This is a genomic window from Streptomyces sp. NPDC002499 (assembly GCF_053595415.1).
Window position 1 is genome coordinate 94,759 of record NZ_JBSFXO010000007.1, and the last position, 16,251, is coordinate 111,009.

The following is a 16,251-nucleotide window of genomic DNA, read 5'->3' on the forward strand; positions in this document are numbered from 1 at the left end:
GCCGGTCGGTCGGCTCGGTCGATCCGTTCCGGTCAGCCGGCTATCGAGTCCAGCTGCTCGGCGGCCGGGCGCAGCGCCCAGAGGTCGCCGCCGGGCGGTGCCTCCAGCTTCGGCACGGCCTTCTGCGCGGCCTTGTCACCCGCGTCCGCCGCCGCGTGCACCACGTCGCTGGCCGCGAAGCGGTAGAACTCCAGTTCCGGGTGCGGCCACGGCGCGGCTCCGGTCGCGGCCGGCAGCAGATAGTCGACCGCCTTGAACAGGCTCTGCCCGTCCGGCCCTTGATGCGCCCAGAGGTTCACGCCGACGTGCCGACCGATGGCGGCGAGCCGGGTGTACGCGACCAGGTCGAAGGTCGAGTAGTGCCAGCTCCGCGTCCGCGCCAGCTCCTGCGGCTGGCTCCCGTCGGCCGCGATCTGCGGGTCGAGGCGCTTGGCGGCGGCGTCGCGCACGGTCCGCCGGGCCAGGCCCGTGTCACCGGTCGCGTAGGCGAGGGCGGCGACCTGCATGTCGTAGAAGGTGCCGTGGTTGTTGGCCGCGGCCCCCTCCTGCTTGCCGAAGTCGCTGTCGACCAGCCAGTCGAGGAAGTCGGAGTTCCAGCGGGTCATTCCGGTGCGGTCGGCCTTCGTCCAGCCGGGGGCGCCGGTGGCGAGCAGCGCGAGCGCGTCGACGACGCTGGTGTACGACTGCGAGAAGTCGATGATCCCGATCGCCCGGCCGTCGTACTTGCAGGGGATGAACTGGGCGTGGTTCAGGTTGGGGTTCATCTTCGTGGCGGGGTTCAGGAACCAGGTGCGCAGGACCTGCCCGGCCTTCTCGGCGTACTTCTTCTTGCCGGTGTAGTACCAGGCGAGCGAGAGGTCGTACGTCGAGTCGAAGACCTTCTCGACGTCCTGGCGGTCGGTGCCGGTGTCGACCTCGGGGTTGCGCTGTCCGTCGCGCTGGACGTAGGGGCAGCCCCAGGGGTTGTCGGCGGTGGGGGTCGTCGACGGCCACCAGTAGGGCGCCTGGCTCAGATAGTCGTGAACATCCCCGCCGGGGGCGGGCTTCGGCTTGTCGACGACCGTCCAGGGGCCCTGGTTCAGCCAGTTGTCGGCGCGGGTCGTCAAGTTCTGTACGGAGCGGCGCAGTTGGGTGTCGCCGCGGTCGAGCCGGGATTTGGTCTGCTGGAGGCGGGCGCCGTCGAGGACGGCGGTGTCCGGGGTCTTGGCCTTGGTGTGCATGGTGTTGGTGGCTTGTGCGGAGGGGACGAGCACGGCTGCGAGAGTCACCACGGCGGCGAGAACGACGGCCGCACGGGATCTTCCACTCATCTAGACACTCCGATCCGTAGAGCGGTGGGCCAGAAAGGCGATCGGATCATGAACGGTCATGAATGTGAACAGAGTTCATGAGTAGGACCGTGCGAGCGTAGATCTCGGCCATAGCTGTGGCAATGGTCCGGACAGCATTCATGTACGGAAACGGTTTGCGGGGTCCGCTACGACGACGCCAAGTCGTAGGCGTACGACGGGCTGAACGTCCCGGGGCTCCCCTTGCAGCCGTCCGACTCCCCCGGCAGCTTCACCCACAGGTAGGCGTCGATCCGGGCCTCGCCGGTGCCGAGCGTCGGCGTGCGGCCGATCTTGCGGCCCACCGGGTCGCACCACTCGCCGTCCTCCGGGGCACCGTTGCCGTTGCGGCTGGTGTCGATGACGGCGCCCAGACTCGCGGGGCCGCCCAGCGCGGCGAGGACCTGTCGGTCGTAGGCGATCTCGTTCGACGTGGTGTGGAAGTTGGAGACGTTGCTGAAGACGCCGTCGGAGGAGGCGGTGGAGGCGGCGCCCGCCTGGCGGAGCAGTTCGGCCTGTTTGCCGGCGGGGTTCCAGCCGGAGTGGCCGGCGTCGAAGTAGACCCGCGCCCTGGGGTCGGCCGCCTTGAGGACGCGGCCGGCGCGGGCCAACGAGGCGAAGCGGTCGGCCCGTTGACCGGCGCCGAGGCAGTCGGCCTGGGCTATGGAGTCCGGCTCCAGGACGACGATGACCTCGGCCGAGCCGAGCCCTCGCGCGAAGGCGTCGATCCAGGCGTCGTACGCGTCGAGATCGGGCGCCCCGCCCTGGGAGGCGCCCCCGCAGTCGCGGTCCGGGATCGCGTACGGCACGACGACCGGCACCCGGTCCTGCCCGGCGGCGCCCGAGGTGACCGCGCGGACCCGGGCGGCGATGGTGTCCGGCGCGTACTCGGCGAACCACACCGCCGCCGGCCGGTCGGCGATGCGTGACTCGATGACCGGAGTGCGCGGGTCCGAGGGGTTGGCGCGCACCCAGTCCAGGATCTGGGAGTCCGGGTAGCGATAGAGGCCTTCGGCAGCGGGGGCGGCCGGCTGCTTTGTCGACCTCTTCGGGGAGGAACTCGGGGAAGGGCCCGCCTTCTTGGGCGACGGCGAGGGCGAGGCCTTGGTGCCGGTCGCCGACGGGGACGGCACCACGGGCAGGCGCTCCACCTCGGGTGAGCCGGTCACTTCGGTTCCGGCCCGGTCCGTGCCACGTCCGTCGTCGAGGGCGGACAGCATGCCGGTCGCGGTGCCGACGGCGACCACGACGGAGGCAGCCGCGAGCATGGCGGAGCGGCGGGTCGCGCGGCGGCGCTCGGCCCTGCGCTCGGCCAGCCGCTGGGCGCGCAAGCCTGACACGGTGGTGTGTCCCCTCCCCCACGGCGGGTGCGTTCCCCCGTTCTGGGGAAGCGTCGGTCCCGCCGGCACTTCGGTCAGCGTATGACTGGGACCCTTCCCCCATGCCGCAATTGGAACAGATCACCACACCTGTGGACGTCGTCGTCTCCCGTATGCGCGCCCTGGACGCGGCTCTTCCGCAGCGGGACGGGATCGCGGTCTTCAACCGCGTCTACCTCGCCGTGACGGAGGCGGTCGACCGGCGGATCGACGCCGGGACCTTCAGGGACACGCGGGCCGCGATCACGCTGGACGTGCGGTTCGCGGAGCGGTACCTGGCCGCCGTGGGGGCGGCGACGGACGACCGGCGCCCGCCCGCCTGTTGGCGCCCGCTGTTCCAGCTCCGCCGCCATCCCGGCGTACGTCCGCTGCAGTTCGCCCTCGCGGGCATCAATGCGCACATCGGCCACGATCTGGCGCTCGCCGTGGTGGACACGTGTCGTACGCTCGGCTGCGAACCCGCCGAGGTGGAGGACGAGTTCGACCGCGTGGGTGATCTCCTCGTCTCGCTGGAGGAGCGCATCCGCGAAGATCTGATGCCGGGCCCCGACCTCTTCCAGATCGCCGACCCGCTCACCCACCTGCTCGGTTCGTGGAGTCTGGACCGCGCCCGGGAGGCCACCTGGACGGCGGCCCGGGCCCTGTGGGCGCTGCGCGGACTGCCCGATGTGGCCGAGGAGTTCACCGAGCGGCTGGACGCGGCGGTGGGCTTCGCGAGCCGCATGATGCTCACGCCGCTGCCCGACTGAGGTCCGATGGATGCCGGGCACTCGGTCCTCCAGGTACTCAGTCCTCCCGGCCCTCAGTCCTCCGGCAGCTCCACCGGCGCGATCTCGTCGTACACGTCACCCGGGCCCGGGTTGGTCGCGTCCGTCCCGCCGCCGAAGTGGTGCATGACGCCCCACACCGCGTTCAGCGCGGTCTGGATCGCGCCCTCGGCCCAGCCGGCCGTCCAGGAGATGTCGTCGCCGGCCAGGAAGATGCCCCGCTTGTCCGCAGGCAGCCGGTCCTGCATGAAGTGCGTGAACAGGCGCCGCTGGTAGCGGTAGTGACCGGGCAGGTTGGCCTTGAACGCGCCCATGAAATAGGGCTCGTTCTCCCAGGAGACGGTCACCGGGTTGCCGATGACGTGCTTCCTGATGTCGACCTTCGGATAGATCTCGCCGAGCGACTTCAGCATGACCTCCATCCGCTCGTTGGCCGACAGCGGCAGCCACTTGAGGCTGTCGTCGCACCAAGTGTACGAGAGGCAGATGACCGCCGGCTTGTCCGGACCGTCGTCCAGGAGGTAAGTCCCGCGCGTCATACGGTCGGTGAGGGTCATCGACATGACGTCCCGGCCGGTCTCCTCGTCCTTGTCCAACCAGAACGGCCGGTCCACAGGCACGAAAAGCTTCGAGCTCTCCATGTAATGCGTGCGCTCGATCGCCGTCCAGTGATCGATCGGGAAGAGCGAGTCGTCGCAGGCGATCTTGGAGAGCAGCATCCAGGACTGGGCGGTGAAGATCGCCGCCTGGTAGGTGCGGATGTCGCCGTTCGCGTCCGTCACCGTGATCCGGTTGCCGGCGCTGCGGTGCAGCCGGGTCACCGCGGGGCGGGGTTCGCCGTTCACGTGCAGGGACGCCAGCGAGGTGCCGTAGGGCCAGTGCACGATCTTCTGCGGCTCGCGTTCCCAGAGCCTGACCGGGAGTTGCTGGGAGCCGCCGACGATGCCGCGGTGGTGGTCGTCGGCCTCGGTGTAGACGACCCGCAGGATCTCCAGGATGGAGTTGGGGAAGTCGGTGTCCCAGCCGCCGGTGCCGAAGCCGACCTGGCCGAAGATCTCGCGGTGCCGGAAGGACTTGAACGCCTCGGAGTCGCAGAGGAAGCCGTAGAAGGTCTGGTTGTCGAGCCGTTCGACCAGCTTCGCCCAGATCTCGCGGATGCGCGGCACGTCCCGCTCGCGCAGGGCGCGGTTCATGTCGGAGAAGTCGGCGCCCTCTTCGAGGCACCTGTTCCAGGCGGTGGCGACATCTCGGTAGACCTGGGGCAGATCGGCGACCGTCTCGGCGTAGTGCGACTCGCCCTTGAGGTCGACGACGGTCGAAGGGGTGGCCTCCGCAAGGGGGTTGGGGAACGGCCGGGTCTTCAGTTCCACCAGGTCGATGTAGTGCTGGAGGGCGGTGGAGGAGGGCGGGAAGCGCATCGCGCCCATCTCGGCGGTCAGTTCCTCGGTGCCGGGGCCCTCGAAGCCGACGGTGCGCAGCCGGCCGCCGATGCGGTCGGCCTCGTAGACGACCGGCTTGAGGCCCATCTTCATCAGCTCGTACGCGGCCACGATGCCGGACAACCCGCCGCCGATGACGGCGACTTCGGTGCCGTGCTCGGTCGCCGGTATCTGGCCGAGGCCCGCCGGGTGGGCCAGGAAGTCGTCGTAGGCGTAGGGGAAGTCCGGCCCGAACATGGTGATCGGCGGCTGCTGCTGCTCGTCGGCGTGCTCGACGGCGTTGGGCACCGTGGACGTCATGGGGTGGGGACTCCTTGCGCGAAAAAGCTGATGGTGAAGGTGGGTTGAGTGGGGAAGGCCCGCGTCAGGCCAGCGACCCGTAGAGACCGGGGCGGCGGTCCGTCAGATACGGGTTCGCCGCACGGGAGGCGTTGAGCTGGGCGCGGTCGACGTCGGCGAAGGTCAGCTCCTCGCCGAGTCCCGCCCGGGCGCGGGCGATGCCGTCGGGCCCGGCCAGCGTGGAGAGGCCGAAGAAGTCGAACTCCCCTTCCCTGCCGATCCGGTTGACGTACGCCACGTACATCTGGTTCTCCCAGGCCCGCACCGGGATCACCGATTCGGCGACGATCTGGAACGGGTGCATGTTCGCCGTCGGGACGAGCAGGAGGTCGGTGCCGGCGAGGGCGTGGGCGCGGACGGGCTCCGGGAACTCGACGTCGTAGCAGATCATCAGCCCGACGGTCAGGCCGTCCAACTCGGCCTGGACGACCGGCTGTTCGCCCGGTGTGAAGTGGTCGCGCTCGAAGCCGCCGAAGAGGTGGGTCTTGCGGTAGTTCGCGAGGCGGGTGCCGTCGGCGGAGATCAGCTGGGCGGAGTTGAAGACGGCCTCGCCGTCCCGCTCGGGGTAGCCGTAGGCGATCGCGAGGCCGTGCCGACCGGTGATCTCGGCGATCGCGTCGGCCGACTCCCCGTCGGCGGACTCGGCGAGGCGGCCGATGTCGTCGCCGATCGCGTACCCGGTGAGGAACATCTCCGGCGCCGTGAGCAGCGCCGCACCCGCGGCGGCGGCCCGGCCCGCGGCCTCGTCGAGGACCTTGAGGTTCTCGACGATCGAGCCGGGGCGGCCGGAGCTCTGGAGCAGGGCGGTGCGCATGCGTGTTCCTCACCAGGACGAGAGGGGCGAAGTGCCGGAAAAGATGGAAGGGCCACCCATGGGACCCACTTAGACGGTACGGGCGTGGACGGCGGCGCGACAAGAAGGAGCCGTTGCGCGCCGGTGAGCGGTTCGTTGCGCGGGCCACCCGTCCGGCGGAGATTCGTTGCGCGACCCGGGGACCACCTCCGGTCCTCCTTGGGGCGCAGGTCACAGCCGGTTCCCCGCCGGACGGCGGAGGTGGGGTGCCTACTCGGGCGCGATGTGGCGGCGGGGTGGCGCCGGGAGAGTGGTGACCGTCCGCTTCACCTGCAGAAAGGTCCGTCATGCAGCGTCGTACGAAGGTCGCCGTGCTCGGGGTCGCGCTCCTGCTCACCGTCGGTCTGACGGGTTCCGCCGTGGCGGCGGGATCCGCCACGGCGTCCGGCACCGAGGGCAGGCCGCAGCGCGAGGCCGCCGCCCTCACCGGTACCGCGAAGCTCTACCGCTCGCTCGGCGACGACATCACCTTCTCCTTCGACGCCCACCTCGCGGCGAAGGACAACGCCGACCCGATGAAGGCCACCGGCACCTTCGAGTGGAGCCACTATCTGAACGGCGACGGCGCCTGGGCGAAGGCCAAGGTCGACTGCCTGGTCACCGGCGGCAAGGTGGCCGTCGTCTCCGGCATCGTCACCGACTCCGACCTCCCCGGCGCCAAGGGCACCCGGGTCGGCGTCACGGTCCACGACCTGGGCCGGCACGACCGGCTCGGCTACAGCTGGGCCACGACCGAGGACCTGGGCCCCAAGGACCTGCCCAAGTGCATCAGTTCGGCCCCCTTCGAGAAGGTGAAGCAGGGCACGGGCGACTTCACGGTGGTGCCGTGGGAGCCGAACTTCTAGACCCGGGGTCCTGAAGCAGACGCAGGACCCTGAAGGTCCCCGCGTTCGGAGCGCTAGATCTCCCGCAACCGCTCGACGATCTCCCGCAGCAACTCGGGGTCGGCGGCCGGCAGCACCGTCGACGCCGGCCGAGGAGGGTCGATCCGTACGAGACCGGCCTCGGCCAGATCGCCGAGCAGGACGCGTACGACGGTCAGCGCCAGGTCGGCGTCCGCGGCGAGCTCCACGACGGGCCGCGGGCCGCGCCGGAGCAGCGCCAGCAGACACGCGGCCGCGTGGTCGGGGCCGGGTGCCGTACCGGCCGGGATCAGCGCCGTGACCTGCGACATCAGGTCGATGTGATGCCGGCCGGAGGGGCGGGTGCGGCCCCGGGTGACGGTGTAGGGGCGCACCAGTGCCCCGGTCTCGCCCTCGTACCAGTGCTCGTCTCTCACCGTCGGGTCACGGGCCTGCCGGGGCCTCGGCCGACCGTACGGCGGCGGCCAGGTGGCGGCCCACCCGGCGGACCAGGAGGCCCATCTCGTGGGCGAGTTGACCGACGTCCGTCCGGGCCTCGCTCAGCACGGCCAGCCGGCTGCCGTCGCCTGCCGGGGTGATGAAGAGGTAGGCGTCGTCGAGCATCACCATGGTCTGCCGGATCTCTCCCGCCCCGAACCGCTCCCCCGCCGAACCGGCCAGTCCGTGGAAGCCGGCGCAGATGGCGGCGAGGTGCTCGATGTCCCGGGCGCGCATGCCGTCCGAGGCGCTGAGGGGCAGTCCGTCGGCGGTGAGCAGCACAGCCTGGCGGACCTGGCCGGTCCGGGCGACGAGGTCGTCGAGCAGCCAGCCGAGGCCGGTGCCCGGGGTGTCGGCGGGGGTGGCGGGGCTGAGGGCGGGTTGGGGGGTCCTCCGGTCACGGGGCATCGGGGGGCCTTGCCTTTCTCGTTGTCGGTTCGCCACGTGGGGTCGGAGTCCAGGGGGCAAGCCTCGGCGGCCTCGGGCGAGACCCTGTCGGAAGGCCCCGAAGGCGGCGCGCGTCTCCTCGGAGTTCTCCTCGCGCGGGGCCGCGAGGGCCACGCGGGGAGGCCGAGACGTGCCGTCCTCGCCCTCAGCCAACACCCCTTCGGGCAGCAGCACCAGCGCCTGCGTGACCGGCTGCCCGAGAGGTGCGGAATTCCTTGCGGATGACGTTACCGACTGTTCCTACTCACCGGTAGTGAATCGTCGCACAAGCTACGGGACCGTCCGCCGGGACCGCGCCGACCGGCCGACCGCCAGCACCGACGCCGTCACGAGGTACGGCACCGCGAACAGCGCGAAAGCGGTGCCGTTCGAGGCGCCCGTGGCGATCGTCGCGTACCCGGCGTAGACGGCGACCGTGCCCAGTTCGGTGCCCAGGCTCGCGACCGAGGTCAGAGTGGCCCGGCCGGCGTCGTCGTCGATGCGCTGCTGGAGCCGGACGTCGGCCAGCACGGTCGCCAGCTGGAAGCCGCCGAAGGCCACCGCCACCAGGCCGAGACCGGCCGTCGTCCGCGTCAGCGCCCCCGCGGCCAGGGCGATCCCGGCACCCGCGAGCACCGCCGCGAATCCCGCCGTACCCAACCGCTCGAAGGGTCCGGCGAGCAGGCTCCCGGCCGTGGCCCCGGTCCAGATCAGCAACAGCAGATACGGCACGGTCGTCTCCGCGACACCGGTGTCACGCACCAGCAGGGGCGTGTACTCGTCGAGCGCGCCCCAGACCGCGCCCACCGCGGGGATCAGCAGCAGCGCCCCGCGCAGCGACCGGTCCTTGCGGACCTCGGCGAGCCCGGAGCGCAGCGTCGCCGCCCAACTCCCGCCTCCGGAAGGGGAGACGACCCGGTGCTCCGGGAACCGCGTCGCCGTCACCGCGGTCGCCAGACAGGCCAGCACGCTCGCCGCGCCCACGGCCGGGTAGCCGCCCCACGCGAAGACCGGACCGGCGAACCCCATCGAGGCCATCACCGCGACCAGACCCGCGGCCCGGGCCCGGCCCATGACGCGGGCGTACCGGCCCCCCGCACCCACGTGCTCCAGCTCCTCGTAGACAAGCGCCTCCAGCGCTCCGGAACCCAGTGCTCCGCGCGCGCCCCACAGCACGAAGCCGAGGGCGAAGGCCCAGTACGAGGGGGTGAGCACCCACAGGGCGAAGCCGGCCGCGGTGAGCAGCGGACCGAGCCACAGCAGCAGCTTCCGGGACACGGCGTCGGCCCAGGCGCCCGAGGGCACCTCCAGGAACACGCCGGTCAGCGACCAGAGGGCGAAGAGGGACGAGATCTGCCAGACGGACAGTCCGGTGTCGCTGAAGAGCAGCGCGTACACCGGGTAGAGCAGGACGAAGTCGTCCAGGAACGCATAGCCGTACAGCGTGGCCGTGAGCCGGCGGACGCCGGTGCCGACCGGCACACGCGCAGGTGAGAGTGTCATGAGGCCTTCCCGAAGGGACGGATCGGATGCCGGAGGTACGGCGTCCGAGGCGGTCCTCGGGAGGCACGGCTGGTGGATCAATGTCGCCAGGTCATGTCACCGATGGTAGACACGGTCGGCGGATCCGTCCGGGGAATACTCCCGGGACTACGTGGGCGAGCCCGACGAGAAGCGGCGCAGCAGCGGTGACAGCACCAGCACCGACTTGGTGCGCTCGACGAACGGCTCCCCGGCGATCCGTTCCAGGACCCGTTCGAAGTGCCGCATGTCGGAGGCGAAGACCTGCACGACGGCGTCCGCGTCACCGGTGACGGTCGAGGCGGCCACGACCTCCTGGTAGCGCTCCAGGCCCCGCTGGATGGTCTCCGGGGAGGTGTTGGACCGGCAGTAGATCTCGACGAACCCCTCGGTCTCCCAGCCGAGCGCCGCCGGGTCCACCCGCACGGTGAAGCCGGTGATGGCGCCGCTGGCCCGCAGCCGGTCCACCCGCCGCTTCACGGCGGGCGCCGACAGGCCGATCAGCTGCCCGATGTCCGCGTAGGAGCGGCGGGCGTCCTCGGCGAGGGCGTGCACGATGCGTTCGTCGAGATCGTTCAGCACAGTGGGTCGTTCACTTCTCGGGTGGCGCGAATACGGAAGCGGCGGCGGCCGTAGGTGATGCGGCGCCGACCGTATACGAAGTAGACCACGGGCGAGCACTGCTCAGCGCTCGTCCGGCTCCCCCGCGAGGGCGCGCGCCTCGGCGGCGTCGGCCGCGTCGAACCCCAGCTGCCCGGGCCGCCCGTGCGCCGCCTCCTGCGTGTCGATCCACCGGGTGTGCGCCTCCCACGCGGCCTGCTTGCTGGTGCCGAGCGCGGCCCCGATCTGCGACCAGGAGGCCCCGGCCTCCCGAGCCGCCCGGACCGTCAACTGCCGCCCGTACGCGGCTTTCTGGGCCACGACCTCGCTCAGCGCGAGCAGTTCGAGCAGCTCGGCCCGCTCGAGGTCTTCCGGTCCCAGAGACTCGCGGATGCGCAGATCGTCGAGGCGGGCGACGGCGGTGAGCAGGGTGTGCTGCGGCTCGATGCTCCGGGGTGTCGTCATGGCTCCAGATTCTCGTCAAGCAGGCTTGACGTCAAGAGGGCTTGACGACCCTGAGGCCGCACCTCGCCCCCGGCCCTGGACACACCGGCGGCCCCCGCCGTCCGACAGGGGCCGCCGACAAGGGACTCGGGTCAGCTCCAGCTGGCGTGCAGCGGCTTGCCCTCGGCGTAGCCGGCCGCGCTCTGGATGCCGACGACCGCCTTCTCGGCGAACTCCTCCAGGGAGCCGGCGCCGGCGTAGGTGCAGGAGGAGCGGACGCCCGCGATGATCGAGTCGATCAGGTCCTCGACGCCCGGCCGGGCCGGGTCGAGGAACATGCGGGAGGTGGAGATGCCCTCCTCGAACAGGGCCTTGCGGGCCCGGTCGTACGCCGACTCGTCCGAGGTGCGGTTGCGCACGGCCCGCGCGGACGCCATGCCGAAGGACTCCTTGTAGAGCCGTCCGTTGGCGTCCTGCTGGAGGTCGCCCGGCGACTCGTACGTGCCCGCGAACCAGGAGCCGATCATCACGTTCGACGCCCCGGCGGCCAGCGCCATCGCGACGTCACGCGGGTGCCGGACACCGCCGTCGGCCCACACGTGCTTGCCGTATTTCTTCGCCTCGGCCGCGCACTCAAGGACCGCAGAGAACTGCGGCCGGCCGACGCCGGTCATCATGCGGGTGGTGCACATGGCACCCGGGCCGACCCCGACCTTGATGATGTCGGCGCCCGCCTCGATCAGGTCCCGGACCCCCTCCGCGGCGACGATGTTGCCGGCCGCGATCGGGACCCGCGGGTCGAGGGCGCGTACCTGCTTGATCGCGCTGATCATCGACTCCTGGTGGCCGTGGGCCGTGTCGATGACGAGCGTGTCGACGCCCGCGTCCAGCAGCTGCTTGGCCTTCTGCACGAAGTCGCCGTTGATGCCGACGGCGGCGGCGATGCGCAGCTTGCCGTCCGCGTCGGTGGCCGGGGTGTAGAGCGTGGCGCGCAGGGCGCCCTTGCGGGTGAGGATGCCGGCGAGCCGGCCGTCCTTGTCGACCGCGGGCGCGTACCGCCGGTTCGCCGCGTCGAGCCGGTTGAAGGCCTCGCCCGGGTCGATGTCCGCGTCGAGCAGCAGCAGGTCGCGGGACATGACCAGGTCGATCTGGGTGAAGCGGTCGACGCCGGTGAGGTCCTGGTCGGTGACGACGCCGACCGGCCGCCCGCTGTCGTCGACCACCACGCCGGCGTTGTGCGCGCGCTTGGGCAGCAGGGCGAGCGCGTCGGCGACGGTCTGGTGCGGGGTCAGCCGGATCGGGGTGTCCAGAACCAGGTGGCGGCTCTTCACCCAGGAGACGACGTCGGTGACGACCTCGATCGGGATGTCCTGCGGAATGACCACGAGCCCACCGCGCCGGGCCACGGTCTCGGCCATGCGCCGGCCGGCGATCGCGGTCATGTTGGCGACGACCAGCGGGATCGTGGTGCCCGTGCCGTCCGGGGAGCTGAGATCCACGCCCTGCCGCGAGCCGACCGCGCTACGGCTCGGGACCATGAAGACGTCGTCGTAGGTCAGGTCGTACGGGGGCTGGATGTCGTTGAGGAAACGCACGTGCTGCACATCCCAGTCGATCAGAGGTGGTCCCCGGACAGGTCAGCCAGGGGGAAGAGCACGTACTTCATTGTCCCATGTCGGCGGGTATGCGCTGCCTGGTCGGAACGTCCAGGCGGGTGGGCGGCCCGTTCGTCGCATCCTCCCAGACCTGAACGGCCCCCCGGGCTGACCCGGGGACCACCCCCGGCCTCCACCCCGGCCACCGGGTCCCGGGATCCCCGGGCGGTCCCGGAGCCCGCCACTGACGCGGTCCCCCGGCCGGTCTCCGTACGTTGGCGGCCGGAGCCCAGGTGAGGGCCCGGCCGACCACGGTCGCCGCGACCGGGAGGAGCTGATGAGCAGGAGTTGGAGTTCGGCGCTCACGGCGAGGTGCCTTCCACGAGGGCACCCTCCATGAGGGCGCTCGGTTCGGGGAAGTGGGCCATGCCGAAGCGGGAGGGCCCGCCGAGCGAGCAGGAAGAGCTCCAACCGGCCGCGGAGCCCCTGGAGAGCCGTGCTCAGTCGAGCGCCATCAGGACGACCAGCCCGGTCTCGCTCTCACGCCAGCGCGCCGCCGCGTCGGCGAAGAGCTCCTGCAGAATGCCCCACTCCTCGGGGCGGACGGTCGCGTACGCCTGCCAGTTCCGGACAAGGATCAGCCGCCCCCGTTGCGCGGGCCACCACTCCAGGTCGCTCAGGCAGTCGGCCAGGGCGTCCCAGTTGGCGCCGAACCAGTCGGGCAGCCGCAGCGCGACCGCGCAGGCCTGCATGAGACCGGCCTTGTCCGAGACTCCGGACAGATCCAGTACGGCCGTCTCCCAGCCAGCGTCACGCGCCTCCCCCAGCGCCACATCAGCCGTCATCCCAGCGGGCCAGGACAGGACTCCCGCGGACGCGTTGCCCTTGAGCACCTGCGCGAGCCGGTCGTCCGTCATCTCAGTACCGCCCTGAACGAGTTGTGGTGATCACCCAAGTAGTTGTATCCCGGCCCACGGCCCCGCACCACCACCCTCGACCGACTCGACGCCGACCCACAAGTCCGCCCGGAGCGCCGACCGCCGGCCGCGGTGCCGGCACGGGGCGCGAACACCGGAGCGCCGTCCCAGGAGGAACCCCGCGGCAGCAGCGCACCGACGCAGCCCTACGGGCCCTACGCGCCGCGCTCGACCCGGTCCAGCGTCTCCTCCAGGCCGGCCAGGTCCGGATGGGACCGCAGGTCCGCGAGTTCCGACTCCCGTCTGGCGCGCAGGAACTCGTGCATCTCCTCGGTGTAGGCGTCGGTCAACTCCTGTGGTGTGACGGCGAGTCCGGCCGCCATGCTCGCCGTGATCGCGGCGTCCAGGCCACCGGACAGGGCCATCGACGTGACGATCAGGAGCGTCGCGCGCATACCGGCGGCCTCCACGTCGTACCCGGCCGACCGGGCGTGGCCCAGCAGCCATTGAGCGAAGTGGGTCTTCGCTGCCTCTTCCCCGTACATGAGCTCTCCCTGCGTCGAGCCGGGTGGTCGCCCGGTGATTGTTCTTACGTACGCGAAGCCCCAGAACGCACCTCCGGGCCCGTCCACCACCGTCATCGGCGATATCTCGAACCCACGTGCTGAGCAAAATTGGCGGCCTCAGCGGCACCCTGAACGGGGTCGTACGCGGCCTGGGCGGGCCCCTGGACGGACGACGGACGCGGTGCGCGCGCCCTGTTCCGGGCTCCCTCTGACGGGCCCTCACTAGCCCGCTCACGACCTCCCCAAAAGTGCTCTGACCTGGTGTTTTCCTGGATTTCTCCTAGGGTGGAGACATCTGCCGGACGCCATTGGAGGGGTTTTCGTGAGTGGGGATGGCATGGGGTACGACGCTGCCCAGATCGAGGTCTTGGAGGGGCTGGAGGCCGTACGCAAACGGCCCGGGATGTACGTCGGCTCGACCGGTGAACGAGGTGTGTATCAGATGGCGTTCGAGGCCGTCGGGCACGCGGTGAACACGGCCGCGACCAGAGGTGGCGGCCGTATCGACGTCACACTCACGGCCGACGGCGGGGTGCGGGTCGCCGATGACGGGCCGGGGATTCCTTTTGAGGACGCGGGCGACACGGACACCGGTGACCAGGGCCTCGAAGCCCTGCTGACCAGAATGTGTACCTGCCCCGAGCCCAGGGGCCGGCACATCGCGCTGGTGGGCGGTGTCATCGCGGGGCTCTTCGTCGTCACCGCCCTGTCGAGCCGGCTGACGGCCGAGGTCCGTCGGGAGGGAGTCCATCGGTTCCAGGAGTACGCGCACGGTGTCGCCCTCGCCCCGCCCACCACCGTGGGCCCGGCGACCGGAAGAGGGACGACCATCACCTTCTGGCCCGACACCGAGATCTTCGAGACGACGCGGTTCTCGTTCGCCGTGCTGGCGGAGCGCCTGCGGCAGGTGGCCTTCCTCAACCGAGGCCTGCGGATCTCACTGACCGATGAACGCCCGGCGGGAGGGCCGCGGTTGGTCCGGTTCCAATTCCCTGAGGGTGTAAGGGACTTCGTGGCCGCTCTCGACGCGGAGGCGGGGTCACGCATGCCTTGGGACATCACCGGCTTCGAGCGGGAAGATCCGCGGATGGCGGGGACGATGGAGGTCGCCCTCGTGTGGAACGGCCGCCACGAGAAGCGCGTGCGCGGCTTCGCCAACAGTCTTGCCACGCACGAGGGCGGCACGCACGTGGAGGGCTTCCACGACGGAGTGCGGGCCGCGGTCACCTCGTACGCGCGAAAGCGAGGGCTGCTGACGGCTGCGGATCCCGGACCCGACGCCGACCGGATCGACGCGAGCCTCACGGCGGTCGTGTCGGTGAAGCTCGACCAGGTCGAATTCCTCGGCGCCACGCGGACGTTGCTGGGCAATACGCCTGTGCGCGCCTGTGTCTCAGAGGCCGTCGAGGAATACCTCGGCACCTGGTTCGAGGAGCACCCCGAACAGGCGGCGAGAATCGTCGAAGGGATCCTCCGGGACCGATCCCAGGACTATCACTACGACTGTCACCGGGGCTGAACCCCGGCTGACGACCACAAACAGCAGCAGACAGGGGACGGGCGGGGCGGCATCTCACCGATGCCGCCCCGCCCGTCCCCACATGACCTTCGTCGGGACCCGCGTCAGACCCTGTCAGGGTCCATCCGGATCCGTCCGGCTGAGCGCCGACTTCGGCGTCGGCCCCGACGTCATCAGCACGTCCGCCGCCGACGTGTCCGTCACCAGGCTGGTGACGAGCCCGGACCGCAGCACCGCATCGATCGCGGCAGCCTTCCGCGCCCCACCCGCGATCGCCACGACCTCGGGGATACGGCGGAGCTGATCCGCCTTGACCGTGATGCACCGCTCGCCGAGGTCCCGTCCGACCCGGCGGCCCTGCGCGTCGAAGAGGTGCGCGGACATCTCTGCGGCGACACCGAGCGAGGCGTAGTGGCCCCGCTCCTCGTCGCTGAGCATGTCGTGCACCGTCGAGATGCCGGCCTCCCAGGAGCCGATGGAGACGCAGGCGACCGTGACCTTGTCGAAGTACTCGAAGGCCCGGGCGATCCCGGTCTGGTGGCGCAGCGCCTCCGCGGTGGCCGCGTCCGGCAGCAGCATCGGCGCGTAGATCGGGTGGGCGTCGCCGCCGGCGACCTGCGCCGCCCGGCGCACCGCCTCCACCGAGCCGCGCTCGGCGGTCCCGGCGTCGTACACCCCCGTCAACTGCACCACCGTGCACGGCGGCAGCCGGTCGAGCGCCGCGGCCATGTGGATGGTGGAGCGGCCCCAGGCGAGGCCCAGCACATCGCCCTCGTTCAGCAGCTCGCCGAGCAGCTCCGCGGCCACCTCGCCGAGGTTCTCGGGGTCGGGCGACTCGTCGGGTTCGGCCGGGGACTCGACCACGACGGCGTGCCGCAGACCGTAGCGGGCGCGGAGCGCGTCCGAGCGCTCGGCGTCCAGTTCGGCCGGGACACGGATCTCGATGCGTACGAGATCTCGTTCGAGGGCAGTCTCCAGTACCCGGGCCACCTTGAAGCGGCTGACGCCGAACTCCTCCGCGATCTGGATCTTGGACTTGCCCTCGAGGTAGAAGCGGCGGGCCATGGCCGCCGCCTGCACCAGCTCAGCGGGTCCCATCCGCACGGCTGACCGGCCCGCCGACATACCCGACACGGCGTTCTCCTCACTGCTGTTCACACTCTGGATTCGCCGTTCATCCTTGCAGATCCGGCGCACTTGATCCGCCCTGATGGGCGC

Annotated in this window: 16 protein-coding genes; 3 read left to right on the top strand and 13 right to left on the bottom strand. The window is 71.0% G+C overall.

Annotated elements, in window-relative coordinates:
- Positions 1–32 precede the first annotated feature (32 nt).
- Both ACWD5F_RS20500 and ACWD5F_RS20505 read right to left on the bottom strand, forming a co-directional pair.
- Positions 33–1,310, bottom strand: coding sequence for an alginate lyase family protein (locus tag ACWD5F_RS20500; protein ID WP_451256117.1), 1,278 nt, complete (start codon positions 1,308–1,310; stop codon positions 33–35).
- A gap of 167 nt (positions 1,311–1,477) precedes the next feature.
- A complete protein-coding gene (locus ACWD5F_RS20505; RefSeq protein ID WP_451256751.1) occupies positions 1,478–2,596 on the bottom strand; it encodes a glycoside hydrolase family 6 protein in 1,119 nt (372 codons plus the stop codon).
- A 173-nt stretch (positions 2,597–2,769) separates the two neighbouring features.
- Between ACWD5F_RS20505 and ACWD5F_RS20510 the strand changes: the two genes are divergently transcribed.
- Complete coding sequence (locus ACWD5F_RS20510) at positions 2,770–3,456, top strand: DUF5995 family protein (protein ID WP_451256119.1); 687 nt, start codon at positions 2,770–2,772, stop codon at positions 3,454–3,456.
- A 53-nt stretch (positions 3,457–3,509) separates the two neighbouring features.
- On the opposite strand, the gene ACWD5F_RS20515 is transcribed toward ACWD5F_RS20510, so the two are convergent.
- Together ACWD5F_RS20515 and ACWD5F_RS20520 are read right to left on the bottom strand one after the other, a co-directional pair.
- The gene (locus ACWD5F_RS20515) at positions 3,510–5,213 is read right to left on the bottom strand and encodes a flavin monoamine oxidase family protein (protein ID WP_451256121.1); all 1,704 of its coding nucleotides are present in this window, start codon (positions 5,211–5,213) and stop codon (positions 3,510–3,512) included.
- Positions 5,214–5,277: 64 nt separating this feature from the next.
- Entirely contained in the window at positions 5,278–6,066 is a 789-nt protein-coding gene (locus ACWD5F_RS20520) for a carbon-nitrogen hydrolase family protein (protein ID WP_451256123.1), read from the bottom strand.
- A 326-nt stretch (positions 6,067–6,392) separates the two neighbouring features.
- On the opposite strand from ACWD5F_RS20520, the gene ACWD5F_RS20525 reads away from it, so the two are divergent.
- Positions 6,393–6,950: a Repetin gene (locus ACWD5F_RS20525; protein ID WP_451256125.1), complete on the top strand. Its 558-nt coding sequence runs from the start codon at positions 6,393–6,395 to the stop codon at positions 6,948–6,950.
- 53 nt (positions 6,951–7,003) lie between these two features.
- On the opposite strand, the gene ACWD5F_RS20530 is transcribed toward ACWD5F_RS20525, so the two are convergent.
- The 8 genes from ACWD5F_RS20530 to ACWD5F_RS20565 form a co-directional block, all read right to left on the bottom strand.
- On the bottom strand, positions 7,004–7,384 hold the full coding sequence (locus ACWD5F_RS20530) for a DUF742 domain-containing protein (protein WP_451256127.1): 381 nt from the start codon (positions 7,382–7,384) through the stop codon (positions 7,004–7,006).
- 7 nt (positions 7,385–7,391) lie between these two features.
- Complete coding sequence (locus ACWD5F_RS20535; protein ID WP_451256129.1) at positions 7,392–7,853, bottom strand: roadblock/LC7 domain-containing protein; 462 nt, start codon at positions 7,851–7,853, stop codon at positions 7,392–7,394.
- Positions 7,854–8,162: 309 nt separating this feature from the next.
- Complete coding sequence (locus tag ACWD5F_RS20540) at positions 8,163–9,374, bottom strand: MFS transporter (protein WP_451256131.1); 1,212 nt, start codon at positions 9,372–9,374, stop codon at positions 8,163–8,165.
- Positions 9,375–9,521: 147 nt separating this feature from the next.
- Entirely contained in the window at positions 9,522–9,974 is a 453-nt protein-coding gene (locus ACWD5F_RS20545) for an Lrp/AsnC family transcriptional regulator (protein WP_401725368.1), read from the bottom strand.
- Positions 9,975–10,076: 102 nt separating this feature from the next.
- On the bottom strand, positions 10,077–10,457 hold the full coding sequence (locus ACWD5F_RS20550) for a hypothetical protein (RefSeq protein ID WP_401725365.1): 381 nt from the start codon (positions 10,455–10,457) through the stop codon (positions 10,077–10,079).
- 131 nt (positions 10,458–10,588) lie between these two features.
- Complete coding sequence (locus ACWD5F_RS20555) at positions 10,589–12,031, bottom strand: GuaB1 family IMP dehydrogenase-related protein (RefSeq protein WP_451256752.1); 1,443 nt, start codon at positions 12,029–12,031, stop codon at positions 10,589–10,591.
- A gap of 500 nt (positions 12,032–12,531) precedes the next feature.
- Positions 12,532–12,948 (bottom strand): barstar family protein, encoded by a 417-nt coding sequence (locus ACWD5F_RS20560; RefSeq protein ID WP_451256133.1) that lies wholly within the window; start codon positions 12,946–12,948, stop codon positions 12,532–12,534.
- Between the two features lie 215 nt (positions 12,949–13,163).
- Positions 13,164–13,493 carry a hypothetical protein gene (locus ACWD5F_RS20565; RefSeq protein ID WP_401725356.1) on the bottom strand — a complete coding sequence of 110 codons (330 nt, stop codon included), beginning with the start codon at positions 13,491–13,493 and terminating at the stop codon, positions 13,164–13,166.
- Between the two features lie 358 nt (positions 13,494–13,851).
- Here ACWD5F_RS20565 and ACWD5F_RS20570 point away from each other — a divergent pair, with 358 nt between their 5' ends.
- On the top strand, positions 13,852–15,033 hold the full coding sequence (locus ACWD5F_RS20570) for an ATP-binding protein (RefSeq protein ID WP_451256135.1): 1,182 nt from the start codon (positions 13,852–13,854) through the stop codon (positions 15,031–15,033).
- A gap of 114 nt (positions 15,034–15,147) precedes the next feature.
- Here the strand turns inward: ACWD5F_RS20570 and ACWD5F_RS20575 are convergent, their stop codons facing one another.
- Positions 15,148–16,191, bottom strand: coding sequence for a sugar-binding transcriptional regulator (locus ACWD5F_RS20575; protein WP_401725350.1), 1,044 nt, complete (start codon positions 16,189–16,191; stop codon positions 15,148–15,150).
- Positions 16,192–16,251: the final 60 nt, after the last annotated feature.